The sequence below is a fragment of the Desulfomicrobium orale DSM 12838 genome, assembly GCF_001553625.1.
In the GTDB taxonomy this organism is placed as follows: Bacteria; Desulfobacterota; Desulfovibrionia; order Desulfovibrionales; family Desulfomicrobiaceae; genus Desulfomicrobium; species Desulfomicrobium orale.
Genome location: NZ_CP014230.1, coordinates 863,683 through 888,610 on the forward strand (window position 1 = coordinate 863,683; position 24,928 = coordinate 888,610).

The window sequence follows — 24,928 nt, forward strand, 5'->3', positions numbered from 1 at the left end:
GTTTGCAAACACACTAGTTCCAGCCGCCGCGGTCCATGGCCCGTACGGCTTCGGCGTTGTATTTCTCGATCTCGGACAGATTCAGGTTGTCGGCCTTGAATTCGCCCATCTCCGCCACCGGCCCCGTGACCTTGACCTTGGGATTGACCGGGTATTCATTGTTTTCGCGGGCGTAGATCTCCTGCGCCTTTTCACCGGAAAGAAACTCCAGCAGTTTGACCGCTCCCTCGACATTGCGCGCGCTGGCCGTCACCCCGGCCCCGCTCAGGTTCATGTGTGCACCGCGGTCGCCCTGATTGGGCCACAGCACGGCCACCTTGTCCGTTACGTCCTTGTCTCCGGGTTTGCCCGAGGCCAGCATCCGGGCGTAGTAGTAGGAATTGGCCACGGCCACCGCGCATTCGCCCGAGGCCACGGCTTTTATCTGGGCGGTGTCGTTGTCCTGAGGCTTGCGGGCGAAATTGTTGACGAAGCCCTTGATCCAGCGGTCCACCTGCTCCACTCCGTGATGGGCGATCAAGGCCGCCACCAGAGATTGATTATAGATGTTGGAGGAGCTGCGCACGCAGACCACCTTGCCCAGTTCCGGATCGGCCAGGGCCTCGTAAGTGGCGATCTGTTCGGGTTTGACGCGTTTCGGATCGTAAAAGATGACCCGCGCCCTGGCGGACAGTCCATACCAGAATCCTTCGGCGTCACGGTAGGATTCCTTGATGTTTTCGTTGAGCGCGGAAGACTTGACCGCCTGCAGGACTCCGGCCTGTTTGGCCGCCACGAGATTACCCACGTCCACGGTCAGCAGCACGTCGGCCGGGCTGTTTCGTCCTTCGGCCTTGAGCCACTCCAGCAGGGCCGGGCCCTCGCCCGTCAGCAGCTTGTACTGCACTCCGGTCTGTTTGGAGAACTCGTCAAGAAGCGGCTTGATCAGATGCTCCTAGCGGGCGGAATAGATGTTGACCTCGGCGGCGAAACCCACGGAGGCGCAGAACAACGCGGCGGCGGCAAAAACGCCGGACCATAAAATTCGTCTGAAGCAACTTTTCATGCAAAACTCCTGCTTTGGATCATGTGTTGAAATAAAGGAGAACCTGCCTGAACACCATGCCAATCCACCAGTTTTTCTGGTAAAAATTCCCCTCATCCTCTCTGAAATTCTTCATTTTCTGAATTGGCCCCAAGACACTCTAAAGAAAATTATTCGTTGCGACAAATATTTTTCCGCTGCCGGGAGAAATAAATTCTGCCGGGCAGGAGCGCGGCTCTCCGCCAGAAGAGCTCCCGTTCCGGAAAGGCCGGGAAACCGCCGACAGGGTATTCCATAATCCGCAGTGTATTTGACCTTGAGAAAGGCTGCGTTTAAAATCTTTCAATTTCATCGGCGGACAACGTGCGGCACATGCGCCAGGGCTCCGCCCCCGCCCTCCAACCCCAACCCCCGAACGCCCATGCCCAAAAGAACGGATCTCAAGAAAATCATGCTCATCGGCTCCGGGCCCATCGTCATCGGACAGGGCTGCGAATTCGACTATTCTGGCACCCAGGCCCTGAAGGCCCTGAAGGAAGAGGGCTACGAAGTGATTCTGGTCAATTCCAACCCGGCCACCATCATGACCGACCCCGATCTGGCCGACCGCACCTACATCGAGCCCATCGAGCCCGAGACCGTAGCCCGGATCATCGAAAAAGAGCGGCCTTGCGCCCTGCTGCCCACCCTGGGCGGCCAGACCGGCCTGAACACGGCCGTGGCCGTGGCCGAAAACGGCGTGCTGGAAAAGTACAGAGTCGAGCTTATCGGCGCGTCCCTGCCCGCCATCAAAAAAGCCGAAAGCCGCCAGCTCTTCCGCAAGGCCATGGAAAAGATCGGGCTCAAGGTGCCCAGAAGCGGCATTGCCCAGACCATGGATGATGTCCGGGAATGGGGCGAGAAACTGAAATTTCCCATCATCATACGCCCGGCCTTCACTCTGGGCGGCACGGGCGGCGGCGTGGCCTACAACAAGGAGGATCTGGAGCGCATTGCCCAGCAGGGTCTGGCCGCCAGCCTGACCAGCGAAGTCATGCTGGAAGAATCCCTTCTGGGCTGGAAGGAATTCGAGATGGAAGTGGTCCGGGACAAGAAGGACAACTGTGTCATCATCTGTTCCATCGAAAACTTCGATCCCATGGGCGTGCACACGGGCGACTCCATCACCGTGGCCCCATCGCAGACCCTGACCGATGCCGAATACCGGAAAATGAGCGAGGCCTCTCTGGCCATCATGCGGGAAATCGGCGTGGACACGGGCGGCTCCAACATGCAGTTCGCCATAAATCCGGCCAACGGCGAGATGATGGTCATCGAGATGAACCCGCGCGTGTCGCGCTCCTCGGCCCTGGCCTCCAAAGCCACGGGCTTTCCCATCGCCAAGATCGCGGCCAAGCTGGCCGTGGGCTACACTCTGGACGAGCTGCGAAACGACATCACCCGCGAAACCATGGCCGCCTTTGAACCCGTCATCGATTATGTGGTGGTCAAGATTCCCCGCTTCACTTTCGAAAAATTTCCCGGCTCCGACGATTATCTGACCACGGCCATGAAAAGCGTGGGCGAGACCATGGCCATCGGCCGGACCTTCAAGGAAGCCCTGCAGAAGGGCCTGCGCTCCCTGGAGATCGGCTATCCCGGCCTGGGCCGCAATTTCGACGGCCAGACCCCGGAGGCCGAAGACATCCTGGCCGGACTGCGCAAACCCAATTCCCGCCGTCTGTTTCAGATCCGCCAGGCGCTGCTGGCCGGGCTCACCGTGGAGGCTATCCACGCCGCCTCGGCCATCGATCCGTGGTTTCTGCGCCAGATCAGGGATATCGTGGATTTCGAGACGGTGCTCAAGAACACGGGACTGCGGGGTAACCTCTCCGTAAGCAATCCGGAATTCGTGGATGTGCTGCGCAAGGCCAAGGTCATGGGCTTTTCCGACCGCCAGCTGGCCTCCATCTGGAAGCGCAAGGAGATCGACATCCGCTCCATGCGCAAGGAAGCGGGCATCATCCCCGCCTACAAGCTGGTGGACACCTGCGCGGCGGAATTCGAGGCCTACACGCCCTACTATTATTCCGCCTACGAGACCGAAAACGAAGCCCGCACCTCGGACCGGCGCAAGGTGGTCATTCTGGGCGGCGGGCCCAACCGCATCGGCCAGGGCATCGAGTTCGACTACTGCTGCGTGCACGCCTCCTACGCTCTGCGCGAAATGGGGATCGAGTCCATCATGGTCAACTCCAACCCCGAAACCGTGTCCACGGACTACGACACCTCGGACCGCCTCTATTTCGAGCCCCTGACCCGCGAGGACGTGCTGGCCATCATTGAGCAGGAGAAACCCGAGGGCGTCATCGTGCAGTTCGGCGGCCAGACTCCGCTGAATCTGGCCGTGGCCCTGATGCGCGAAGGTGTTCCCATTCTGGGTACCTCCCCCGACTCTATCGACCGGGCCGAAGACCGCGAACGCTTTCAGGCCCTTCTGCAAAAGCTCGACCTGCTCCAGCCCGACAACGGCACAGCCATGAGCGTGGACGAAGCCGTGACCGTGGCCGGACGTATCGGCTATCCGGTGGTGGTGCGTCCTTCCTACGTGCTGGGCGGCCGGGCCATGGATATCGTGTACGACGAAAAATCCCTGCGCGATTATTTCGACAGACATGTCACCGTGGCTCCGGAGCATCCCATCCTCATCGACAAGTTTCTGGAAAACGCTATCGAGATCGACGTGGACGCCCTGAGCGACGGCGAAGACACATATGTGGCGGGCATCATGGAGCACATCGAGGAGGCGGGCATCCACTCCGGCGATTCGGCCTGCGTGCTGCCGCCCCACACCGTGGGCAAGATGTGGCTCCAGGAGATCGAGCGCCAGACTGTGGCCCTGGCCCGCGAACTGGGCGTGGTGGGGCTCATGAACATCCAGTTCGCCCTCAAGGACGAGCAGGTGTACATTCTGGAGGTGAACCCGCGGGCCTCGCGGACCTCGCCCTTCGTATCCAAAGCCACTGGAGTGCCCCTGGCCAAGCTGGCCACACGGGTCATGCTGGGGGAAAAGCTCAAGGAGCTGAACCCCTGGGCCATGCGCAAGGGCGGCTATTACGCCGTAAAAGAGGCCGTACTGCCCTTCAACCGCTTCCCCGGCGTGGATACCCTGCTGGGGCCGGAAATGCGTTCCACGGGCGAAGTCATGGGCATCGATCCGTCTCTGGGGCTGGCCTTCATGAAATCCCAGATCGCCGCCGGACAGTTCATACCGAACGCCGGATGCGTCTTCATTTCCGTCAACGATCACGACAAGGAAGGCATCGTCGTCCCGGCCAGAACCTTCCAGAAGCTGGGCTTCACCATCATGTCCACCAGGGGCACGGCCGCCTTTCTGGCACAGCGCGGCGTGGACTGCCAGGTGGTGAACAAGGTTTACGAAGGCCGGCCCAATGTCGCCGACCATATCAAAAACGGCGACATCCAGCTGGTCATCAATACATCCTCGGGCAAACGGACCAAGGAAGACTCCTCCGAACTGCGCCGGGCAACCATCCTCTACAGCCTGCCGTACACCACCAATCTCGCGGCGGCCAAGGCCCTGGCCCTGGCGGTCAAGGAATGCCAGGCCGCCGGCCTGGGTGTGAAATGCCTGCAGGAATACTACGCGGGGTCAAAGGAGTTTTAGCCCGGCATCTCCCGTGCCTTCCGGAGACAGAAAAAATCGCCCCCTCGTCAGACAGACTGGCGAGGGGGCTTTTTTGAGCCATCCATTATAACTGGTTCCGACGGCAATTTCTACCTGCTGATGGCCGTTACGGGGCAGGCATCAATAGCGTCTTGCACACACTCTGCCGTGGAGTCCGGAGCCGTGACCATGGCCTTCTCCTCCTCCGGGATCATGGAGAAGACCTCGGGACAGAGCTCAACACAAGTTTCACAGCCAATACATTCCTCGTGATCGATGACTATGGACATATCGCCTCCTTTGGTTTCTCTCCATGTATACATACCGCCCAGTCCGGGCAAGGGTCCGCAATCTGGCATGGTTCTGGCTTTGCCCCCGGCGGAGGATTTCATGCACGAGCCCACACCCGATACCATTCGCGACGCCCACGCGCGGCTGCACCCATCCCCGCAGGCGGAGAACCCTTCCGCGCGGCGTCTCTCCGGCATGGAGCTGACGCTTGGGAGTCCCCTGGCCAGTCAATACCTTGACGTCTTCAACAGGGAAATGAAGCCCAGATCCGCCAACTGGGCCATCTGGTGGTCCGACCTGATGATGACCATGTTCATCATGTTCGCGGCCCTGTATGCCTTCCAGATACCGGTCAGCCGGGCAGTACCCTCTCCGTCCGAGCCCATGCCCGTGGTGGTCAGACCCAGACCCGACGACGCGGGCTCCATCCTGGCCCGCGTCCATGACCAGATACGCGACGTGATCCAGCGAGAGGGTCTCGGCGACAGCGTGATCGCGCGGCTGACCCCGGGCAAGAGCCTGCGGGTGACGCTTGCGGGAGACGCCTTCTTCATCTCCGGCTCGGCGACCCTGCGGCCGGAGGGAAAAAACGCTCTGGTTCCCCTCGCCCGGATCCTGCGCGGAGCTCCGCATTCACTGGCCGTGTCCGGACACGCTTCGGCCGGGGAATCCCTGCCGGACGGCTCCGGACCGTGGACTCTTTCCACGGCCCGGTCCGGGGAAGTGGCGAAATTCCTGATCCGGGACGGCGTGTCTTCCGACCGTGTCAGCCTGGCCGGTTACGGCGACCAGCGCCCTCTCCGGAAAGACATGGCGGCCAGCGCCCGGAACAGACGGGTGGATCTGGTTCTGAGCATGGACAATCCCACCGAACCGGTATCGGAAATCGCCCAGAGCGGAAGCGGATTCAGAAGCTGGGTGGCGGAAAAGGAACCTGCCGGCTCCAGATGATCCGACCGGAGCGCCTTTTCAATTGAACGGCGCGCCCCGCTTGCGGGCGTGGAGGAAAAATGGACTGGAAATCACGGATCGGGCTGTTGCTGTGCGCCCTGATTTTCGCGGCGGGCTTTGCCGGCAGCGGAGATATGAGCAGATATTTCAACGCGGCGGGGCTGCTGGTGGTCCTCGGCGGCAGTTTCGGCGCGGCCATCGCCAGCTTCCGCATGCAGCGGCTGTCGTACGTGTGGAAGGTGCTGCGCAACTCGTACCGCGCGAAGATGAAGGAGCCGGCGGAAATCGTGGAAATTCTGGTGGATCTTTCGGTCAAGAGCCGCATCCGGGGCCTGCACACCCTGGCCGAGGACGAACGGGAGACATCCATCATGTTCCTGCGCCGTGCCCTGGGGTTCGTGGTGGACAACTACTCCCAGGAGCAGACCGCCGACATTCTGCACACGGAGATGTTCTTCTTCAAACAGCGCCGGGACGAATCCGAACGCGTGCTGCGGATCATGGCCGACATCTGTCCGGCCATCGGCCTGGCCGGAAGCGTCATCGGCCTGATCGGCATGCTGTCCGGAGTGAACGACACGTCCGTAGTGGTTTCCACCATCCCCATCGCCCTGACCTCCACCCTGTACGGAGTGATTCTGGCCAACTTCATCCTGCTGCCCATGGCCGCCCGCGTGCGCGAGGTCACGGACCATGAACTCCTGCTGCAGAAAATCATCATCGAAGGCATCCGCGCCATCCAGAGCGAGCTGAATCCGCGCGTGCTGGAAGTGAAGCTCAAGTCTTTTCTCACGCCCTCGGCGCGGGAAGGCCAGCTGGTTTCCCTGGCCCGGATCAAGGAACGTTTCGGCCTGCATGGGCAGGAACCCGCCGGGGCCGGTCAAAAATCCGCCGCGGCCCCCCGCGAGGAACAGGAGGCCGTGCCCGTTTCAGAGCTCATGAAGGAAAAACAACCGGAAACACGAAAGGCCGGGTAACGAAAACACGAAAGGCCGGGCTCTGTCGCCGTCCGGGACGTTTATGCCGTCCCGCCGTGCACCAGGGCGCATATCTCCTGCATGGCCTTGGCCGGATTCTCCTGCTGAAACGCGTTGCGCCCCACGCATACGCCCGCCGCGCCCGCGTCCAGAGCCTCCCGCAGGGCGCGGACAAAAACACGGAAATCCCCGTTCCGCGGCCCTCCGCTGACCACCACCGGAGCCGGGCAGGCCGACACGGCCCGGCTGAAACTCTGAGGATTGCCGCAGTAGGGCACCTTGATCACATCGGCCCCCAGCTCCGCGCCGATGCGGATGCTGTGCGCCACCAGGACCGGATCCGTCTCGTTCACGATCTGTCCGCCGCGGGCGTAAATCATGGCCAGCAGCGGCAGACCCAGCTGATGCGCGTCCTCCACGCACGCTCCCAGATCCGCAAGCATGCGGTCTTCGAGGTCGTTGCCGATATTGATGTGCATGGACACCATGTCCGCGCCCAGCCGCAGCGCCTCGGGCACGGAGCAGACCAGAGCCTTGCTGTACGGCGGCAGGCCGTGGCGGGTACCCGCCGAGAGATGCACCACCAGCGACTGATCCAGCCGCACTTCCCCGCCGTGCGCCATGGTCATGCCCTTGTGCAGCACCACCGCCTGGATGGGCAGGGCGCGCGCGGCCCGCAGCACCTCGCCGGGATCTTCCAATCCGGCGATGCTGCCCTCCGAAAGGCCGTGATCCAGCGGCAGAATGACCGTCCGTCTGGATTCGGGGTGAAAAAGGCGGGCGGCCTTGCGCAAATGTCCGATCATGGTCTTTCTCCTTTATCTGTCCGACCACAGACAGCGGTTTCCCTTGACTGTCAGAAATCCCAGCGGAAGACTTCTGTAATACATCGCCCGGCGTCCGCCCGTTCCGCCTGAAGGCATGCTCTGGCCGGAGAGCAGGGCGTGGATGGGGGGCACCTCGTCCAGCACCAGAGCGCCGCCGTCCGGCTCCGGGGGAACGAACAGCCGCAGTGCCGGGTCCACGCTCAGGGAAGCTCCCGCCGCCTTGCCCACTCCGAAACCCTGCCAGCGAAGTGTTTCCGGAAAAAGGCGGCGGGCTTTCTCCAGGATCAGATAGGCCCGGCCTCCGGTGCAAAGAAATTCGTGCGGAGACGGCGGGCCGCTGTCAAGGCCCGTGCGGGCCCGGAACTGCGCCGAAGAAACGATGGCGCCGGGCAATGGCGGGAAAGAATTTTCCTCTTCCACGGCATCTTCTCCGGGCCTGGTCAGGCAGGCCAGAAAAAAACCCTGGGCCGCACTGCCCGCCCCGTCCACCAGCAGGCAGCCCGGCAGGCTCGGGGCAAAGGAAAACCCGGCAAAAGGCGGCAATTCCGTCACCGCAAGGCCCAGATGGTCCACGGCGAAGCGGACCTGGTCCTCGTTTTCGCGCCGGTTCGTGGTGCAGGTGGAATACAAAAGCCGACCGCCGGGAGCCAAAAGCGCGGCCGCCTTGCGCAGCAGCTCCCGCTGCAGAACCTCCAATGGAACGGTTTTCTTTCCGCTCCACATGCGCGCCGCCGCCGGATTCTTTTCCACCGTGCCCCATCCGCTGCACGGCGCATCCAGCAGAATCCACGGCCATGCGCCCTCACGCAGAGGAAGCCGCTGGCCCTCGTAACGGCAGGTGGCCACATTGAAGCATCCCAGATGCCGCATGTTCGCGCGCAGCGTAGCCAGACGGTCCGGGCTCGGCTCATTGGCCAGCACCATGCCGCCGGGACCCACCAGTTGGGACAGAAGGCCGGTCTTGCTGCCCGGACTGGCACACAGATCCAGCACCACGGCATCCCGCGCCGGAGCCAGCGCCAGAGGCGGCAGCATGGAAGACTTGTCCTGAATGTAGATGTAGCCGAAGCGCGCGGCCAGACTGCGGCCCAGGGGTATGGGTTCTCCGGTCAGCACCCGCGCGCCGTCGAAAAACTCCTCCCCATGGAAGGAAAAGCCCTCGGCCTGGAGCAGAGCCTCCACATCCGCAACCTGCTTCGGCGCGCAGACCAGCCGGAAAGAACGATGAGTGTTTTTCATGAGGCATTCTGGAGGGATATTTGACAAGCCCCGCACTAGCCATCAAGAAAAGTCCTGTCAAAAATGGCGGAGGCGGCATGGAACGGATCAGAACCCAGGTGCGGGTGGTGGAGGTCGGCCCCGAGGAGGACGGGCGCAAGCTGCTCTCCTTTCTGGAAGCCCGCCTGGGGCGCCTGCCTTCGGGCCTGTACATGCGCTTGGTGCGAAGCGGCCAGATTCGCCTGGACGGCCGCCGCTGCAAGCCCTTTGACCGCGTTCAGGCCGGGCAGAAGGTGCGCATCCCGCCGGTGGAGGTGGAGCGGAAAGAAGAAGCCCTGCCACGGGGCAGCCTTTCCATTGTCCATGAGGACGGCGACATGCTGGTGATCGACAAGCCCGCGGGGCTTCCCGTGCATCCCGGAACGGGCTGGACGGACTCCGTGCACGGCCGGCTGGATGCCTGGCAGCCCCGCCCCATCCCCGTGCACCGGCTGGACCGGGATACCTCCGGCCTGCTGCTGTGCGCCAAAACCCACAGGTTTCTGCGGTCCATGCACTCCGTCTGGCATACGGTGACCAAGGCGTACGTCTGCTGGGTGGAAGGGCTTTGGCCGCACGGCTCCTGGCATACCGTGATTTCGGAGCTGGGCAAGACCGGCACGCCGCGCGGCGAGCGGATGTGCAGCGGCCATGGCAGGCGGGCTGTTTCCCACGTCCATCCGCTGCGGAAAAAGGACGGCAGGACATTGCTCGTGGTGGTGCTGGGAACGGGACGGACCCATCAGATCCGGGTGCACTTGGCGGACAGCGGACACCCCATCGTAGGCGACGCCAAATACGGACGCGGCCAGGGGCTTCTGCTGCATGCGGCGGCGCTGCGCTGGCCAGGGCACTCCTTTTCGGCGCTGCCCGAATGGCCCGGCCCCTTCGCGCCGGAACGAGGCTGCGAGGAAGAAATCTTCAGTCTGCTGGCGGAAAATTTTCCCGGACGAGAGGACATATGACGGAACATCGCATGCGGAGCGTTTACTGGTGCGCGGCCCTGCTCCTTGTGGCCGCAACCACCCTGGTCAGATGCTGGTTCATAGGTTCGGGTCAGCTGGGGCTTTCTCCGGACGAGGCGCAGTACTGGGACTGGAGCCGGACGCCGCAGTGGTCCTACTACTCCAAAGGTCCGCTCATCGCCTTCATCAACATGGCGGGCACGGCTCTTTTCGGCCCCACGGAGACCGGCGTGCGGGCCGGGGCCGTGTTCGGATCGGCTGTCATGCAGCTGGCCGTGCTGGGCTGGGTCGGTCTGTACATGGGCCGTATCCGCACGGCTTTCTGGACGCTTTTCGCCCTCAACACCACCCCTCTCTTCGCGGCCGGAAGCGTGCTCATGACCACGGACAATCCTTTGCTGACCTGCTGGATCGCCGCCATGGTCTGCTTTCATCTGGCCGTGGACAAGGGCTGGCGGGCGGCCTTCGTTCTGCTGGCTGTTTTCCTGGCCGTGGGGATCACGGCCAAATACACCATGCTCCTTTTCATTCCCCTGGCGCTGGGGGCCGGATGGTGGATCGGAAGAAAGCAGGAATTACCGGACGGCTTCCGACCCCGGCTCGGAAAAGCCCTGGGCGCCGGCGGGCTCGCGGGTTTTCTGCCCATCGCCGTCTGGAACGCGGGCAACGGCTGGGCGGGCATCAAGCATGTCCTCTACCGGGGCGGCATGGCCGGAGAAAAAGCCCGCGTCCTGTTCGATCCGGAAAATTTCTTTGAATATCTGGGCGGCCAGCTGGGCGTCATCACTCCGTGGTGGCTGGCATTTCTTCTGCTTGGGGCGTGGCTGACGGGCCGGAAAATTTTCTCCGGCGCCACCGGGGAGTGTGGCCTTTCCCGAAGCACGGCCATCATCCTCACGGTTTTCTTCTGGCCCGTGTGGCTCTTTTTTCTTCTGTGGAGCCTGCACACCAAAATCGAGGCCAACTGGTCCGCCGCGGCCTATCCTGCGGGAATGATCTTGGCCGGACTGGCCGTGGAGCGGTTCATGGCCAGAAACGCCGGACGCAGGCGCGTCTTCGTGTGGCCCGCTCTGGGCGTGCTGGTCTTTCTCGGCCTGCATCTGCCGGGATACATTCCGTGGGACGGCCCCAAAAACCCCGTACATCGCCTGCTGGGCTGGGAAGAGCTGGGCTCCGCCGTGGCGAAAATGCAGGAGGAGCTGGGCGGACCGGCTTTCGCCCTGAGCGACGAGTACGGCGTCACGGCCGAACTTTCCTTTTACGTGCCGGGACAGAAACGGGCCTTCTGCGCGGCCGGAAGCCGCAAAATGAACCAGTACGACTTCTGGTCCGGCCCGGGCGCGGAACAAACCAATGCGGTTCTCGTGATCAAAGGCAGAAAACCCACTGTACCGGACTCGGTGCGAAGCATGTTCGCCAGCGTCGGAGAACCCGTCATGCTGACCACAACCCAAGGGCCTCGCCAGGGGCAGACTTTTCTCCTTTTCCCCTGCCGGGGGTACACCGGCCAATGGGCCAGGCAGGAAGGAAAAACTTTTTAGACAGGCGGCTTAGGCAGACACATGCGCTTCATCCATAATACCAGCACGGATCCGGCCTTTAATCTGGCCGCCGAGGAATGGCTCCTGCGCCATACAGAGACCGATATTTTCATGCTCTGGCGCAATGCCCCGGCCGTCATCGTGGGACGCAATCAGAACACATCCGCCGAAATCGACGAGGACTTCGCCCGCCAGCGCGGTATCAGGGTCATCCGCCGCCTGACCGGAGGCGGAGCCGTCTTCCACGATCTGGGCAATGTCAACTTCACTTTCATCCAGCTCGGACAGCGCAGCAGCCTGGATTTCCACCGCTTCACCCTGCCCATTCTGGAAGCCCTGCGTGCTCTTGGTATAGACTGCCGGTTCGAGGGGCGGAACGATCTGGTCATCGACGGGCGGAAATTTTCGGGCAATGCCCAGACCATCGAGAAGGACCGGGTTCTGCACCACGGCACGCTCCTCTTCTCGGCGGAAATGGCCGACCTGTCCGGCGTGCTCAAGGTCAATCAGGCCAAGTATGCGGACAAGGCCGTAAAAAGCGTCCGGAAACGGGTCACGAACATCTCCAGTCACCTGAAAGAGCCTCTCTCTGTGGAGGATTTCATCGCCCACGTCATGCGGCATGTCGCAGCGGGCATTCCCGGCTTCCGGCAGGATATCTCTTCCGGCGAGGAGGCGGACATCTCCGCCCTGGCGGATGCCAAATACCGCACCTGGGAATGGAATTTCGGCGCATCCCCGGCCTACGCCTTCACCCGCGTCACGCGCACCGCGGGCGGCGTGGTGGAGGTGCATCTGGACGTCTCGCGGGGAATCATCGCCGAGGCCAGAATCTTCGGCGATTTTTTCGGCGTGCGGCCCGTGGAGGAACTCGAACGGCAGCTGGCCGGATGCGCGCATGAACGAAAGGCCATTGAAGACCGCCTCGGACGTGTGCACATCGGAGACTACATAAGCGGCGTGGAACCGCGGGACGTGCTGCATTGCTTCTTCTGACACGCGCCTTTTTCCGAAGCAGCCGTCCCGGCATGAAATCCTTCCCGGAGGAGTTGCCCGCCCCTCCAACTTTCTTTATCCTCGCCCGAATTGACTGATTCATTTCAGGAAATCAGTCCGCTCAAGGAGAACCGCATGGATCCCGCACTGGCCAAACCGTTCATCAAAGCGACGCAGGACGTTCTTTCCGCCATGGCCGCCCTGAACATCACGGCGGATACGCCATACCTCAAAAAAGACAGAAAGGGCGCGGGAGACGTGTCCGCCGTGATCGGCATCACGGGGGATAAAAGCGGCTCGTTTTCCATTTCCTTCGACCGCAAGACTGCCATCCACCTCACCAGGCAGATGCTCGGCGACGCCATCGAAGACATTGTGCAGGATGTTCAGGACGCGGTAGGTGAAATCACCAACATGATCTCGGGGCAGGCCAGAGTGGGTCTTGTGGACATGGGCCTGAAGCTTCAGGGCTCCACGCCGTCGGTCATCATGGGGGACGGGCATACCATCACCCATATGGTTTCAGCCCCGGTCATGGCCATTCCCTTTTCCTGCGAAGCCGGGACCTTCACCCTCGAATTCTGTTTCGCCTGAAAAGCCGGATGAGCGAAACGGGCAACATCAACGATCAGGTGGCCCAGCTGCTGCTTGGGGCCAGAAATCCGCTGCAGACCGCTCCGGCCGAATTCGACATTCTGGAAATGCCCCTCGAAGGTGTGGCCGCATTCTGGCTGTCCATAAAAAAAACCCTGGATACCAAGAGAAAAGGCAATTCCTTCCTGCAGGAGGAAGCCCGCCATACCCGCGAACCGCAGATCCGCTTCCTGCTCGAACTGGCCTCTTCCTCCTTTTCTCCGGAACGCTGCGAAACCCTGGCCGCCATCCGCAAAAACAACATCCTGGCCGAACTGCACCGGAAATACGTGCTCATGGCCATCGCCCTGCTCGGCATCGTATCCAAGGAAAACCCACAGAAAGTCATGATCCGCTTTCTGTCCAAATTCCACATCGCGCCCATTTTCGAGAAACAGGTTTTCGAGGTGGCCCAGGTCATGCTCAGAAACCTGGAAAACGCCGAGCTGAACAAGGCCAAATTCCTGAATATCGATCACAAGCTGAGCATCGAGGCCCTGATCATCAACCTCATTTTTTACTGCATGCTGGCCCGCCGCAACGGCCCGAAATTCCTGCTCGATTTCCGGGAATACATCGCATCCCGCTACTTCAAGGACGGCCTGGCCCTCATCTGCGACGGGTTTGACTACGATTTCGTCAAATTCCGCCTGAATCTGGTCAAAAAGGAATTCCTCGCCGCCACGGAAACCAAGCTGGACCTTTCCATGTACATGATGGCGGGAATCAAGGCCGGAACACCCTTCGACGACCTTTATCTCATCGCCAAAGCCTATCTCCCATGAAAAAGGCCGCCCTAAGGCGGCCCGTGCATGGTCCATTTCCGGCCGACGACACGCCGAGCCGGAAAAATGTCATTCCTTGCTCTTCTTTTTCTTCTCCGGCCCTTTCAGCTGGAGCTGCCGGTTCATTTCCTTCATCTGGACCGGTTTGCGGTAATGTCTGTCCATGTGCAGGCAGCCCACCGGGCAGTTGTCCACGCAAATGGCACAGTAAACACAGGCATACGGGTCCACCGTCCATGTCTTGCCCGCCTTGTCCACGGTGATGCATTCCGAGGGGCATTTTCTCTGACACATGCCGCACATGATGCATTCTTCGATCTCGATTTCCAGGTTTCCCCGGACGTTCTCGAAGATTTCCCGGACCTCTGCAGGGTAGAGCCGGGTATGGGGTCTGGCCAGAAAATTCCTCACAATGGTCGCAGTCATATCAAGCATGGGGCCTTCTCCTTAGCGCTCGGTGCAGCTGATGCACGGATCGATGGACAGGACGATGACCGGCACGTCGGCCATCTCGCACCCGGGCAGCATGGCCAGAAGCGGCGGCACATTGGCGAATGTGGGGGTGCGGATGCGTACCCGGTCCAGAAATTTTCCGCCGCTGGCCTTCACATAGTACATGAGTTCCCCACGCGGCTGCTCCGTGCGGCGGACGATTTCACCTTCGGGCCTGCCCTTGGGCTTGGCCCAGATATCTCCCCGGGGAATTTTTGAAACCAGCTGGCGGATGATGTCGATGGCCTGGTAGATTTCACGGAAACGCACCAGCGTGCGCGCGTAGCTGTCACCATCCGTTTCCACCACGGGTTCGAAATCCACATACTTGTAGCCGCCGTACCCGGTCATACGGATGTCCTGAGCCACGCCGGAGCCCCGCAGCTGCGGCCCGGCGGCCCCCAGCTCGTAAGCCTGGTCCCGGGTCAGCACACCCTTGCCCACGGTGCGCTTCTTGACCGTATAATCGTTGGTCAGCACCGGCTTGATTCTGTCCAGCTCCTGTTCCAGTTCATCGGCCACCTGCAATACCCAGCGCAGCTGGTCGTCGCTCATGTCCCGACGCGTGCCGCCCACGCGGTTCACGGACATGATCACCCGGTTGCCGGCGGTGGCCTCCATCACGTCCAGCACCCGCTCGCGAATGCGCCAGCAATGCATGAACAGGCTCTCCATGCCGAAAGCGTCGGCCAGCAGCCCAAGCCAGAGTAGATGGGAATGCATGCGGTGCAGCTCCGACCAGATGATCCGCAGAAAATCAGCCCGGGGCGGCACTTCCACGCCCAGCAGATCTTCAATGCACATGCAGTAGTTGTGCGCGTGAATACAGCTGCAGATGCCGCAGACGCGCTCCACCACCTGGACCATCTGGTCCACGTCCTTGAGGGTCACCAGCGTCTCCAGGCCGCGATGCACATAGCCAAGGGTCGGCAGCGCTTCCGTGACGATCTCGTCCTGCAGCACCAGCCGCAGATGCAATGGTTCGGGCAGGACCGGATGCTGAGGTCCGAAGGGGACGATGGTCGCCATGATTACGCTTCCTCCCTGGCGGATTCCTTTTTCTCCATGCTGACCTTGCAGAACGGATATTTCTCCACTTCTTCCTCAAGGTAGAGACGGCCGCCGAAATCGAGTACCAGTCCGTCGAACGTGACGCCGAAATGGTCCTGGGTTTCGTTTTCAATCAGAAGGGCCGCGAAATAAACTCCGGAAATGCTGGGCACGCTCTCACCCTTGGCAACGGTCAGGCGCACATGAAGCAGCTGCAGTTCCTTGTCGAAGTGGTAGATGAGGTCCAAAGCCCCTCCAAGATCGACACAAGACAGCGTGACAAAACGGTAGCCCCGCCGCTTCATGGCCCGCGCCTCATCCAGCAATTCCGCAGTCGTCAGATTCTTCGCTTCAAGAGCCATTTCCTACTCCGTTACCTGGCGCGCTTTTCTGTTGGCGTAAAACTCCCGGGCTTGACGCAATCTCTCCATCAACGGAACATCGTTCCTGCCGGGACGGCACTCCTTGAGCCGGTCCAGGGCCAGGACAATGCCGTCAATGATGGCTTCCGGCTTGGGCGGACACCCCGGAACATACACATCCACGGGAAGAACCTTGTCCACGCCGCCCACCACGTTGAAAGAGTCGCGAAAAATACCTCCCGCCGTTCCGCACGCCCCGACAGCCACCACGGCCCGCGGCTCCGGCATCTGATCATAGATATTTTTCAGGGCCTTGGCGTTGCGGTAATTGACCGCGCCCGAAACCACCAGAATATCCGCGTGTTTGGGATTGCCGATATTCAGGATGCCGAACCGCTCCACATCGTACACCGGGGTCAGACAGGCCAGAATTTCAATGTCGCAGCCGTTACAGCTCCCGCAGTCGAAATGGACGAGCCATGGAGATTTGACTCTGGCTTTATGCAGAAAGTTCTTGAAAAAGCCCATACACACACTCCACTCGCCCGCTAGAGGGGTTTGGCGAACAGCAGCGCCATGTTAAAAAACGACAGACTGATGCCTACCGCCCACACATAGGTCAGCATCCACTTCCAGGTCATTCTGGGCGTGATGTTGTCCACAACGATTTCAGCCATGTACGTCGCCACCATGAGTACGATAATTCCGGTCCAGCTGGTGCTCCAGAACAGGCTGCAGATGGCCAGGACGAGCACGATGTCGTACCAGTGCGCTATTTCCAGTATGGCCAGGTACGGGCCGGAGTATTCGGTCAGCACGCCGCGGACGACCTCCTGATGGGCGTGATGACTGGTCGAGATATCGAAGGGCGACTTGCGCAGCTTGATGGTCAAAGCGAATGTCAACACCAGATAAAGAAGCGGCAGCATCAGGAAAATGGGCCGGCCGTAGGCCAGGATGTCCGCGATCTTGAAGCTGCCCGTGACGAAGTAGATGCCCACAAACACGATGACCAGCAGGGGCTCATAGGTCAGCATCTGGATCAGTTCGCGCTGGGCCCCCAACTGGGAATACGGGGAAGGGACGGCCAGGGCTCCCACGGCCATGAACACGGCGCCGATGGTCATGACAAAAAAGATCATGAGCAGGTCACCCTGCATGGCGAAAAGCGCGATGCACAGGACCGAAGCCAGAAGGTACACATGCACGCAGAAAATCTGCCAGTAGTTCACAACGGCCGGTTCCTTGCCCATGAGCTTGATCACATCGTAGAAGGGCTGAAGGATGGGCGGCCCATACCGGCCCTGGAACCACGCCGTCAGACGACGATCAATGCCGGCCAGCAGGCCGCCGGCAATGGGGCTGAGAAGAACCGCGGCAATGACGTAGCATATGGTTTTCGTTTCCATCTTCAGAACACTCCCGCCAGTAGAACGGTCAGTATGCCGAGGGCCACGAGATTGACCCAGCCGGAAATTTTCTCCTCGCCGATGAGGTTCTCCATGTAGTAATTTTCGGTCTTGAAGTCCGACCACACGCCCAAGGGGCCCTTGAAGCCCAGCCGGGCGGGCTGATCCGCATCCTGGAGTCCGCAGACATAGGGTGTGGAATAGGCCCCGCGCCGGAAAAGGCGTTTGGCCGACGAGGCCCGCACAGCATAAGTGACGCCCAAAGCGAGGATCACGAAGATTGGATACAGGGCGAACATACCGATATTGTTGGAGATGACTCCGCGTGCCGCAACATAGAGATCCGTAGCGTAAAAGCGCTCAAGAAGCGGCAGCACCATGGATGTATAGAGCCCCGGGGCCACAAAGCTGACCACCACGGCCATGACCGCCAGACTGACCAGGGGGATGCGCACCAGGCCGGACTGCTCCTCCTGAAGCATGCTCTTTTCCGAAATAACGGAGGTCATGAGCAGACCGAGCCAACGCCCCCAGAAAACCATGGTCAGCGCCGAGCCGATGGCCAGCATGAGCACCACCAGAGGCAGACGCGCCGAAGCCTCCACGGCCATCCACTTGGAAAGCAGGGCCCCGAAGGGAGGCAGGAACATGGTTACGATGCCCACAACGGCCAGCAGCGTCGTCACCGGCATGACACCGATCAACCCGCGCATGTCCTCGATATTACGGCTGCCGATTTTCTGCTCGATGGTGCCCACGCATAAGAACATGAGTGCCTTGGAAATGGCGTGAAAGACGATGAGCAGAATGGCGGCGGCCATGGCCGCCGGCGTGTTGATGCCCGCACAGGCGATGATCATGCCCAGGTTGCTGATGGTGGAATAGGCCAGAATCTTTTTGCCGTTGCTCTGGGAAAGGGCCAGCACAGCGGCCATCAGGAAGGTGAAGGCTCCGAACAATGCCACATAGTTGCTGAAAAGGGTGCCCGCAAAGGCCGGCGCCAAGCGGATGACCAAGTACACCCCGGCCTTGACCATGGTGCTCGAGTGCAACAGGGCCGATGTCGGCGTGGGCGCCACCATGGCTCCGCACAGCCAGCTCTGAAAGGGTACCTGGGCGGCCTTGGTGAAACCGGCGAAGCACAGGAAACCGATGGGCAACAGCGCCAGCTTGGCCGTGGAACCGGCCGCGATGATTTCCTGCAGGGACAGGGGGAGGCCCTGAGAGCGGAAAAAAAGCATGGCGAAAACAAAGGCCACACCGCCCAGCATGTTCATCCACAGGGCTCTGGTGGCATTCTTGACCGCGATGTCCGTACCGTCATGCTTTATGAGCATGAAGGAGCAAAATGTGGTGACTTCCCAGAAAAAATAGAGCCATAGCAGATTGTTGGAGAAAACAAGACCGTTCATGGCCCCCAGAAAGAGGACCACGAAAAAGAAAAACCTGCCTTGCCGCGAAGTTTCCAGCTTCAGGTGGTGCTCGTGCTCCTTCATGTAGGACAGGCCGTAAACGCAGATCAGGGAGCCGATGACGGAAATGATCAGACACATGATCATGGAGAACTGATCTCCGTACAGGGCCGCGCCCATGTTTTCCGTGGGCTTCATAAAGAACTCAAGAAAGGCCAGAGGAACGAGCTGTAGCAGGGTCAGTCCCGCCACCAGTTTATTCCTGAGCTGGTAACTGATGCCCAGAATCACGAACAGCAGGGCGAAATCGAGAAAAGCGAGCAGTGCATCCGGATCGATCCCGAGAAAACTCTCAGGAGTCAGGGAAAAGGCCTCGCCCCGCACCAGAAAAAGTGACGCCAAGGAGATTGTCACGCCGGTTCCCACAACCAGCATGGTTCTCAGAGTGGGAATATTGATCAGACATAATCCCGCCGTGACAAACGGCAGAATGATGCTGATCGCCAGCATCTGCAGGATGAGCATAGACAGGGAACCTCCTTGCGTTAACTCCAGTTATCGGCACACATTTATCAGAAATCAACTGGAACGGCTGGCTGATATGCTTGTCTATACCGGGCAAGGGATGCACGATCTACAATACCAAACAGAAAGATTTGGCTAGCTTAAGAAAGGAGCGGCGTCAATACCAGGAAATGAAAGATAAAACAGTAGAATCAAACGTACATGAAAGTTAAAGAAATACTGTTTGTTCAATCAATGTATATAATGTGGTATTACGTCCAGAAAATCGAAAACAACATGCTTTCTCCAAAAAGAAGCGTCAGAATCGCTCCCAGACATAGAAATGGGCCAAAAGGAATCTTCATGTGCAGCCCCTTTCCGGACTGGAACAACGCGGGCAGAAAAGCAAGAAGCGCCGAGAGAGAGGAGAGAAGCACCATGACGGGCAATCCGGAAACGCCCACCAGAGCGCCCAGGCTGAGCATGAGCTTGACATCCCCCATGCCCAGGGCCTCCAGCTTCCTCAGACGCAGATATGCCTGCTGCAGCAGCAGAAAGCTGCCCGCGCCAGCAAGAGCTCCAAACACGGTTTCAAGCCAGTCCACCGGAAAAAAAAGCGGTGTGGACAGGGCCAGCAGGGCCGCCGGATAAGTCAGGATATCCGGCAGAGTAAACGAGTGCAGATCGATGAAGCTGGCCACCAGAAAAATTCCCAGAAACACCATGTACACGACCCACTGCAGGGTCAGACCATATGTCAGCGCGAAAAACATGGCCAGAACGCCGGAGAGGAGTTCCAGTAAAGGATAACGCCACGAGATATGCTGCCTGCACGACCGGCACCGGCCCCGCAGCAGAACATAGGAGAGAAGGGGGATATTTTCCCACCAGGAGAGAACATGCCCGCAGGCCGGGCAATGAGACGCCGGCCAGAGCACAGACTGTCCGCTCAGGTAACGGTGCACGCAGACATTGTAGAAACTGCCCAGGCAAAGCCCCAGAATCAGGGCGGACACGGGAAAAAAATACGGCTCGGCGAGAATATCAATCATGAGGGCGACCTTTGTTCACAGATTATTCTTTCCTGTCCCGCCTGGACGGACAGGTCATCCGGACATGATCTCATGCGTCCAAGTGGAAGACGCCATCACGGCTTTGTCCACGAGGTCGAAGGGCAGTCCCAGATGGCTCGCTCCGGCCTCCAGTCCGGACCAGTCCCCGCGGTCCAGTTTCTCCAGCAATATGATCCACTCGGAATCCGCATTCCCAGCCTTGGCAAGGACGGACCTGAGCATGGGGTCCAGAGAAATCTCTTCCAGCACCTGCCCCATCTGCTGATCGAGAATGGCGTCGAGCAGGGAGAAGAAACCCAGCAGAAACATGCTGTCGGGCTCAAACGGCGCGGAGTACTCCTCGGCCAGAAGCTGCAGAAAGCGCCCGCGCTGCGCTGACAGCCGGACCAGTTCGTGGGCCCTGTCCGTGGTGCTGATGTCTGAAAGAACAATGACCTGCAGCCACTGGCGAAGATTCTGCAATCCCAGCATGGATACGGCCCGCCGGATGGATTCCACGGGAGTACGCAGGCCGAATTTGGCCGAATTGATGTAGCGCAGCAGCCGATAGGAGATGGAAAGATCCGTCTGGATGATCTGTTCGAGCCTGTCGATGTTGGTATCGGGCGAAGCCAGTTCCTTCAGCAACTTGATCTTGGTCGTTTCTCCCGAGGCAAGCTTGCGCCCGGGGACGATTTCCGGTTTGCTGAAGAAGAATCCCTGAAAATATGTGAACCCGAGGCGCTGACAGACCTTGAACATGTCCTGGTTTTCCACCTTCTCCGCCAGCAGAACGACCCCGTATCTGGCCAGATTCCGTGCAATACCGGCCACTTCAGCCGGGCGTTTGTGCAGGATATCCACTTTGACGAGATCAGCTATCTCAAGCAGGGGCTCAAATCCGGGCTGGCCGACGAAGTCGTCCAGAGCCAGAATATAACCTTGGCTTTTCAGCTCCTTACACGCGGCCAGAACGTCCTTTTCCGGCTGCACATTCTCCAGAATCTCCACCACACACCTGTCCGCCGGCAACACATAGGGAGCGAGATTCACCAGCAGGTTGCGCGGAAAATTGATCAGCGCCTTGGCCTCGGCGCGCAAGCCCGCGCTGGCGATGGCATAACCATCCGCGATGACCTGGGCCGTCGCCTGATCCCCATCCGTCACCATGGCCGCCTGCGCTTTTTCACCATGCCGGAACAGCAGTTCATAACCCCAGATTTTCTTATCCGAGGTGAATATCGGCTGGCGGGCCACAAATATTTTTTCGTGGGTCATGCCTAGTCCATGAGTCTCCATTCGACTATAAGGCTAGTCACGACAATGAAAAACAAGTATGCGAAGCGTTCAAGAATTTCAGAGGCCAAAGTCCGACAAATAGTGAAGCTGTTTGCCGTGGATTTGAATGCCCTGCAGATAGCTGAAATAGCCGGGGTAAATCGTAATACCGCGAACCGTTATCTGGCTGCTTTCCGAGAGAGGATTGCCCGGTTCTGCGAGGCGGAGTCTCCTGTTCAAGGCGAAGTTGAGGTTGATGAAAGCTATTTTGGCGCACGCCGCGTTAAAGGAGTCAGAGGCCGAGGAGCCAAGGGCAAAACCATTGTGTTCGGCTTATTCAAGCGTGAAGGTCGCGTTTATACCGAAATTGTCCCGGACTGTTCAAAAATCACCCTCCAAGGGATCATCCGGGGCCGCGTGAAACTTGAAAGCATTATTCACTCTGATGGCTGGCGCGGCTATGATGGTCTCGTAGACCTAGGCTACCAAAAACACTTCCGGGTTGAGCATGGCAACAATGAATTTGCCAATAAAAACTCACACATTAACGGCATTGAGAGCTTCTGGGCTTTTGCCAAAACACGACTTGTTCGTTTTAGGGGTTTGCCCAAGCACACTTTTTACTTTCATTTGAAAGAATGTGAATTTCGCTTTAACCATAGAAACGAAGATAGTTATAAACTTCTGCTCAAAATGCTCAGAGAAAATCCACTCAGCTAGGCATGACCCTTTTTCGTAAAGGGGAGCTGTTTCCTGGTTCATGATGTATCAGGGGATAAGGGGGGCGAAAGGCAGGCCGGAACGTTCCTCAAGACCGAGCATCAGATTGGCGTTGGCCACGGCCTGGCCGGACGCGCCCCGGCACAGATTGTCAATGGCCGAAACCACGATCAGGCGGTCCGTACGCGGATCCACCACCAGACCGATATCGCAGAAGTTCGTGCCCCGCACCCAGCGTGTTTCCGGGAGCACTCCGTCGGGCAGCAGCCGGACCCATCCCGCGTGGGCGTAAAATTCTTCGTAGCAGGAGCGGATTTGCTCCAGCCCGGCTCCGGCCGAGAGCCTGGCGTAGGCCGTGGTCAGAATGCCCCGATTGATGGGCAAAAGATGCGTGTTGAAGGACAGACGAATGTCCTTGCCCGCGGCCAGGCTCAATTCCTGCTCGATCTCGGGAGTATGCCGGTGTCTGCCCAGATTATAGGCCCGAAACGTATCCGACACTTCGCAGAAAAGCGTACCCACGCTGGCCCCCCGCCCCGCGCCCGTAGTACCGGACTTGGAATCGATGACCAGATCGTCTCCCGAAATAAGCCCCGCCCGCAGAGCCGGATACAGGGCCAGAATGGCGGAGGTGGGGTAGCAGCCCGGATTGGCCACCAAATCCGCTTCGGCGATCTCCCGGGCATAGAGCTCCGGCAAACCGTACACGGCTTCGGACAGCATTTCCGGCCGGGTATGTTTCTGCTTGTACCAGCTTTCGTATGTTTCCCGGTTGCGCAGGCGGAAGTCCGCGCTCAGATCCACCACCCGCGCTCCTTTTTCCCGCAACTCTGCGGCCATCTCCATGGCCGCGCCATGAGGAACGGCCAAAAAAACCAGATCACAGTGCTCCGCCAGAAAACCGCTGTCCGGCGCGGCGATGCGTATCTCTCCCGCATCCATTCCGTGCAGAAACGGATAAATATCCCGCAGCATGCGCCCCGCCTCCTTGCGGGACGTGACCCGTGTCAGCCGCATGTCCGGATGGCCGAGCAGAACACGAACAAGCTCCATGCCCGTATAGCCCGTCACCCCCACCAGCCCGACACGCTTCATTCCTTTCTCCCGTTGTTGCATTGCGGGGGAAGCGCTTCACGCCTCCACCCGGAATCCGGCCATCTGGAACCCGTGAAAATCGCTTCACCGAAAAATGATTTTCGGCCCGTTCACGGTAACCATGCCGCCGAGCCGCCTGAATTTCAGGCTGAAGCTGTTTCTATTTCAATGGGTTCTAGTCCGTATGCTGCACGTATTTCATGCGCAGCTCAAAAAGCATATCCCGCAGCAACCGGCTTTCCTGATCGGTGAGGTTGCCCCTGGTTTTGCTCTCCAGCATGCACAAAATATCGATGGTCTGCTTGGCCGCCGGAATGTTCTTCACAATCCGCCCGCTTTCAGGCTCCGGCACGTCTCCCAGATGCACCAGGGCCGAAGAGCTCATGGACAGAACAAACGTGCCGAAATCAAGCTGCGGCAAATCCGAACAGACGCACTTCAGATCATCCTGGCCGTCTTCACTCATTGTCCCCTCCCTCTTCAGCATAGCCGTTTTTCAGGGCGTCTTCATAGGCTTCCATGGCGTCCTCAAGATACGTTCCGGACGCGGCATGCCCACCCGATTCCACCAGCCCTTTGCGCAGGGCGTACAACCCGGCCAATACGTCACTCCAGTCCACATGACCCATGTGCCCGAAACGGAGCATGGTCTTTTTCCATGCCCCCTGCCCGCCGGACATGATCACTCCGCAGGACTCGGCTGCGATTTTGAGGATACGTCCGCTGTCCGCGCCCTCAGGCAGCGTGATGGATGTCAGTCCCCAAGTGAAGTGCGTCTTGGCCAGAAGTTCCAGCCCCAGACTGCGGACGCCCGCCCGGACCATGCGGGTCATGGCCCACTGCTTGCGATATACGGCCTCCAGTGTTTCCCTGTGGAACATCTCGAGGCTCACGGCCAGCCCCTGCAACAGATTGACCGGAGAGGTGAAAAGCGTCTGGTTGCCCGCGTTCTTTTCCTTTTCGGCCAGCAGATTGAAATAGAAATTGCCGGAATGCGCCTCTCTGGCCCTGTCCCAGGCCCGGGAGCTCAGGCTGACCAGAGCCAGTCCCGGCGGCAGCATGAGCCCTTTCTGGGAGCCCGTCAGCAGGCAGTCCACGTTCCAGGCATCCATGGGGCAGGGCGAAACACCCACGGCCGAGATGCCGTCCACCACCAGCAGCACATCCGTTCCGGCCGTTACTTCGCCCAGTTCCCGCACGGGATGCAAGACTCCCGTGGAGGTTTCCGAAGCCTGCACCAGCACGCCACGGATCTCCGGCCTCGCGGCCAGCGCGGTGCGCACCTGCTCCGCCGACACGGCCCGGCCGGGCTCAAGCTGTATGGATGTGGTCTCAAGCCCGTGAGCTGTGGCGATCTCCCGCCACCGCTCGCCGAATTTCCCGCCTTCCACCACCAGCACCCGCTCCCCCGGAGAAAAAAGCATGCATACGGCGGCATACATGGCGCCGGTGCCGGAGCAGGAAAGAGGCAGGACCTGCTGCGACGTGCCGAAAAGATACTGCAGACCGGGCTGGATGCCCTCCATCACCCGCACGAAATCCTGCTTGCGATGATGCACCATGTCCCGCGACAGCGCCAGGCGCACCTCTTCAGGCAGGGGCGTGGGGCCGGGAGTGAGCAGACGCGGCTTGTTGAGCAT

Annotated in this window: 24 protein-coding genes; 9 read left to right on the forward strand and 15 right to left on the reverse strand. The window is 59.9% G+C overall.

All coding sequences use genetic code 11. The features are described from left to right. Window positions 1-13: 13 nt before the first annotated feature. The gene (locus tag AXF15_RS03870; RefSeq protein ID WP_335338905.1) at window positions 14-928 is read right to left on the reverse strand and encodes an extracellular solute-binding protein; all 915 of its coding nucleotides are present in this window, start codon (window positions 926-928) and stop codon (window positions 14-16) included. A gap of 517 nt (window positions 929-1,445) precedes the next feature. Between AXF15_RS03870 and carB the strand changes: the two genes are divergently transcribed. Then, entirely contained in the window at window positions 1,446-4,691 is a 3,246-nt protein-coding gene (carB, locus tag AXF15_RS03875) for a carbamoyl-phosphate synthase large subunit (RefSeq protein ID WP_066603563.1), read from the forward strand. A gap of 110 nt (window positions 4,692-4,801) precedes the next feature. Here carB and AXF15_RS03880 read toward each other — a convergent pair whose 3' ends face one another. Beyond that, on the reverse strand, window positions 4,802-4,981 hold the full coding sequence (locus AXF15_RS03880; RefSeq protein WP_066603568.1) for a ferredoxin: 180 nt from the start codon (window positions 4,979-4,981) through the stop codon (window positions 4,802-4,804). Window positions 4,982-5,081: 100 nt separating this feature from the next. Here AXF15_RS03880 and AXF15_RS03885 point away from each other — a divergent pair, with 100 nt between their 5' ends. Together AXF15_RS03885 and AXF15_RS03890 are read left to right on the forward strand one after the other, a co-directional pair. After that, window positions 5,082-5,933 (forward strand): OmpA/MotB family protein, encoded by an 852-nt coding sequence (locus AXF15_RS03885; RefSeq protein ID WP_169793593.1) that lies wholly within the window; start codon window positions 5,082-5,084, stop codon window positions 5,931-5,933. Window positions 5,934-5,992: 59 nt separating this feature from the next. Continuing rightward, window positions 5,993-6,910, forward strand: a complete 918-nt coding sequence (locus AXF15_RS03890) for a motility protein A (RefSeq protein WP_083517851.1) — start codon at window positions 5,993-5,995, stop codon at window positions 6,908-6,910. 41 nt (window positions 6,911-6,951) lie between these two features. On the opposite strand, the gene AXF15_RS03895 is transcribed toward AXF15_RS03890, so the two are convergent. Both AXF15_RS03895 and AXF15_RS03900 read right to left on the reverse strand, forming a co-directional pair. Further along, window positions 6,952-7,716: a class I fructose-bisphosphate aldolase gene (locus AXF15_RS03895; RefSeq protein WP_066603573.1), complete on the reverse strand. Its 765-nt coding sequence runs from the start codon at window positions 7,714-7,716 to the stop codon at window positions 6,952-6,954. A gap of 12 nt (window positions 7,717-7,728) precedes the next feature. After that, window positions 7,729-8,976, reverse strand: coding sequence for an NOL1/NOP2/SUN domain family protein (locus tag AXF15_RS03900; RefSeq protein WP_066603576.1), 1,248 nt, complete (start codon window positions 8,974-8,976; stop codon window positions 7,729-7,731). 77 nt (window positions 8,977-9,053) lie between these two features. Between AXF15_RS03900 and AXF15_RS03905 the strand changes: the two genes are divergently transcribed. The 5 genes from AXF15_RS03905 (at window position 9,054) to AXF15_RS03925 (ending at window position 13,914) form a co-directional block, all read left to right on the forward strand. Continuing rightward, the gene (locus AXF15_RS03905) at window positions 9,054-9,959 is read left to right on the forward strand and encodes an RluA family pseudouridine synthase (protein ID WP_066603579.1); all 906 of its coding nucleotides are present in this window, start codon (window positions 9,054-9,056) and stop codon (window positions 9,957-9,959) included. Further along, window positions 9,956-11,500 carry an ArnT family glycosyltransferase gene (locus AXF15_RS03910; RefSeq protein WP_169793594.1) on the forward strand — a complete coding sequence of 515 codons (1,545 nt, stop codon included), beginning with the start codon at window positions 9,956-9,958 and terminating at the stop codon, window positions 11,498-11,500. The genes AXF15_RS03905 and AXF15_RS03910 overlap by 4 nt, the downstream gene beginning before the upstream one ends. A gap of 21 nt (window positions 11,501-11,521) precedes the next feature. Then, a complete protein-coding gene (locus AXF15_RS03915) occupies window positions 11,522-12,496 on the forward strand; it encodes a lipoate--protein ligase (RefSeq protein WP_066603582.1) in 975 nt (324 codons plus the stop codon). A 135-nt stretch (window positions 12,497-12,631) separates the two neighbouring features. Next, a complete protein-coding gene (locus tag AXF15_RS03920) occupies window positions 12,632-13,090 on the forward strand; it encodes a chemotaxis protein CheX (RefSeq protein WP_066603585.1) in 459 nt (152 codons plus the stop codon). A gap of 8 nt (window positions 13,091-13,098) precedes the next feature. Next, complete coding sequence (locus tag AXF15_RS03925) at window positions 13,099-13,914, forward strand: hypothetical protein (protein ID WP_066603595.1); 816 nt, start codon at window positions 13,099-13,101, stop codon at window positions 13,912-13,914. Window positions 13,915-13,983: 69 nt separating this feature from the next. On the opposite strand, the gene AXF15_RS03930 is transcribed toward AXF15_RS03925, so the two are convergent. From AXF15_RS03930 to AXF15_RS03965, 8 genes are all read right to left on the reverse strand, one after another. Then, complete coding sequence (locus AXF15_RS03930; protein WP_066603597.1) at window positions 13,984-14,349, reverse strand: 4Fe-4S binding protein; 366 nt, start codon at window positions 14,347-14,349, stop codon at window positions 13,984-13,986. A 12-nt stretch (window positions 14,350-14,361) separates the two neighbouring features. After that, window positions 14,362-15,438 (reverse strand): hydrogenase large subunit, encoded by a 1,077-nt coding sequence (locus AXF15_RS03935; protein WP_151192278.1) that lies wholly within the window; start codon window positions 15,436-15,438, stop codon window positions 14,362-14,364. Beyond that, entirely contained in the window at window positions 15,438-15,818 is a 381-nt protein-coding gene (locus AXF15_RS03940; RefSeq protein ID WP_066603605.1) for an NADH-quinone oxidoreductase subunit C, read from the reverse strand. The genes AXF15_RS03935 and AXF15_RS03940 overlap by 1 nt, the downstream gene beginning before the upstream one ends. A 3-nt stretch (window positions 15,819-15,821) precedes the next feature. Beyond that, window positions 15,822-16,346, reverse strand: coding sequence for an NADH-quinone oxidoreductase subunit B family protein (locus tag AXF15_RS03945; protein ID WP_066603606.1), 525 nt, complete (start codon window positions 16,344-16,346; stop codon window positions 15,822-15,824). 20 nt (window positions 16,347-16,366) lie between these two features. Further along, the gene (locus tag AXF15_RS03950; RefSeq protein ID WP_066603607.1) at window positions 16,367-17,227 is read right to left on the reverse strand and encodes a respiratory chain complex I subunit 1 family protein; all 861 of its coding nucleotides are present in this window, start codon (window positions 17,225-17,227) and stop codon (window positions 16,367-16,369) included. 2 nt (window positions 17,228-17,229) lie between these two features. After that, the gene (locus tag AXF15_RS03955) at window positions 17,230-19,164 is read right to left on the reverse strand and encodes an NADH-quinone oxidoreductase subunit 5 family protein (protein ID WP_066603608.1); all 1,935 of its coding nucleotides are present in this window, start codon (window positions 19,162-19,164) and stop codon (window positions 17,230-17,232) included. 251 nt (window positions 19,165-19,415) lie between these two features. Further along, window positions 19,416-20,195 carry a prepilin peptidase gene (locus AXF15_RS03960; protein WP_066603610.1) on the reverse strand — a complete coding sequence of 260 codons (780 nt, stop codon included), beginning with the start codon at window positions 20,193-20,195 and terminating at the stop codon, window positions 19,416-19,418. Window positions 20,196-20,249: 54 nt separating this feature from the next. Then, on the reverse strand, window positions 20,250-21,473 hold the full coding sequence (locus AXF15_RS03965) for an EAL and HDOD domain-containing protein (protein ID WP_066603612.1): 1,224 nt from the start codon (window positions 21,471-21,473) through the stop codon (window positions 20,250-20,252). 45 nt (window positions 21,474-21,518) lie between these two features. Here AXF15_RS03965 and AXF15_RS03970 point away from each other — a divergent pair, with 45 nt between their 5' ends. Then, window positions 21,519-22,193 carry an IS1595-like element ISDeor2 family transposase gene (locus tag AXF15_RS03970; RefSeq protein ID WP_066602895.1) on the forward strand — a complete coding sequence of 225 codons (675 nt, stop codon included), beginning with the start codon at window positions 21,519-21,521 and terminating at the stop codon, window positions 22,191-22,193. 48 nt (window positions 22,194-22,241) lie between these two features. Here the strand turns inward: AXF15_RS03970 and argC are convergent, their stop codons facing one another. The 3 genes from argC to AXF15_RS03985 form a co-directional block, all read right to left on the reverse strand. Further along, window positions 22,242-23,288, reverse strand: coding sequence for an N-acetyl-gamma-glutamyl-phosphate reductase (argC, locus tag AXF15_RS03975; RefSeq protein WP_066603614.1), 1,047 nt, complete (start codon window positions 23,286-23,288; stop codon window positions 22,242-22,244). Window positions 23,289-23,463: 175 nt separating this feature from the next. Continuing rightward, complete coding sequence (locus AXF15_RS03980) at window positions 23,464-23,754, reverse strand: DUF1844 domain-containing protein (protein ID WP_066603616.1); 291 nt, start codon at window positions 23,752-23,754, stop codon at window positions 23,464-23,466. Continuing rightward, window positions 23,747-24,928, reverse strand: coding sequence for a pyridoxal-phosphate-dependent aminotransferase family protein (locus AXF15_RS03985; protein ID WP_066603618.1), 1,182 nt, complete (start codon window positions 24,926-24,928; stop codon window positions 23,747-23,749). Before AXF15_RS03985 ends, AXF15_RS03980 begins: the two co-directional genes overlap by 8 nt.

Coding starts and splice junctions, on each gene's coding strand:
- carB (WP_066603563.1), top strand. CDS start 1,446: ATGCCCAAAAGAACGGATCTCAAGAAAATCATGCTCATCGGCTCCGGG.
- AXF15_RS03880 (WP_066603568.1), bottom strand. CDS start 4,981: ATGTCCATAGTCATCGATCACGAGGAATGTATTGGCTGTGAAACTTGT.
- AXF15_RS03885 (WP_169793593.1), top strand. CDS start 5,082: ATGCACGAGCCCACACCCGATACCATTCGCGACGCCCACGCGCGGCTG.
- AXF15_RS03890 (WP_083517851.1), top strand. CDS start 5,993: ATGGACTGGAAATCACGGATCGGGCTGTTGCTGTGCGCCCTGATTTTC.
- AXF15_RS03895 (WP_066603573.1), bottom strand. CDS start 7,716: ATGATCGGACATTTGCGCAAGGCCGCCCGCCTTTTTCACCCCGAATCC.
- AXF15_RS03900 (WP_066603576.1), bottom strand. CDS start 8,976: ATGAAAAACACTCATCGTTCTTTCCGGCTGGTCTGCGCGCCGAAGCAG.
- AXF15_RS03905 (WP_066603579.1), top strand. CDS start 9,054: ATGGAACGGATCAGAACCCAGGTGCGGGTGGTGGAGGTCGGCCCCGAG.
- AXF15_RS03910 (WP_169793594.1), top strand. CDS start 9,956: ATGACGGAACATCGCATGCGGAGCGTTTACTGGTGCGCGGCCCTGCTC.
- AXF15_RS03915 (WP_066603582.1), top strand. CDS start 11,522: ATGCGCTTCATCCATAATACCAGCACGGATCCGGCCTTTAATCTGGCC.
- AXF15_RS03920 (WP_066603585.1), top strand. CDS start 12,632: ATGGATCCCGCACTGGCCAAACCGTTCATCAAAGCGACGCAGGACGTT.
- AXF15_RS03925 (WP_066603595.1), top strand. CDS start 13,099: ATGAGCGAAACGGGCAACATCAACGATCAGGTGGCCCAGCTGCTGCTT.
- AXF15_RS03930 (WP_066603597.1), bottom strand. CDS start 14,349: ATGCTTGATATGACTGCGACCATTGTGAGGAATTTTCTGGCCAGACCC.
- AXF15_RS03940 (WP_066603605.1), bottom strand. CDS start 15,818: ATGGCTCTTGAAGCGAAGAATCTGACGACTGCGGAATTGCTGGATGAG.
- AXF15_RS03945 (WP_066603606.1), bottom strand. CDS start 16,346: ATGGGCTTTTTCAAGAACTTTCTGCATAAAGCCAGAGTCAAATCTCCA.
- AXF15_RS03950 (WP_066603607.1), bottom strand. CDS start 17,227: ATGGAAACGAAAACCATATGCTACGTCATTGCCGCGGTTCTTCTCAGC.
- AXF15_RS03955 (WP_066603608.1), bottom strand. CDS start 19,164: ATGCTCATCCTGCAGATGCTGGCGATCAGCATCATTCTGCCGTTTGTC.
- AXF15_RS03960 (WP_066603610.1), bottom strand. CDS start 20,195: ATGATTGATATTCTCGCCGAGCCGTATTTTTTTCCCGTGTCCGCCCTG.
- AXF15_RS03965 (WP_066603612.1), bottom strand. CDS start 21,473: ATGACCCACGAAAAAATATTTGTGGCCCGCCAGCCGATATTCACCTCG.
- AXF15_RS03970 (WP_066602895.1), top strand. CDS start 21,519: ATGAAAAACAAGTATGCGAAGCGTTCAAGAATTTCAGAGGCCAAAGTC.
- argC (WP_066603614.1), bottom strand. CDS start 23,288: ATGAAGCGTGTCGGGCTGGTGGGGGTGACGGGCTATACGGGCATGGAG.
- AXF15_RS03980 (WP_066603616.1), bottom strand. CDS start 23,754: ATGAGTGAAGACGGCCAGGATGATCTGAAGTGCGTCTGTTCGGATTTG.
- AXF15_RS03985 (WP_066603618.1), bottom strand. CDS start 24,928: ATGCTCAACAAGCCGCGTCTGCTCACTCCCGGCCCCACGCCCCTGCCT.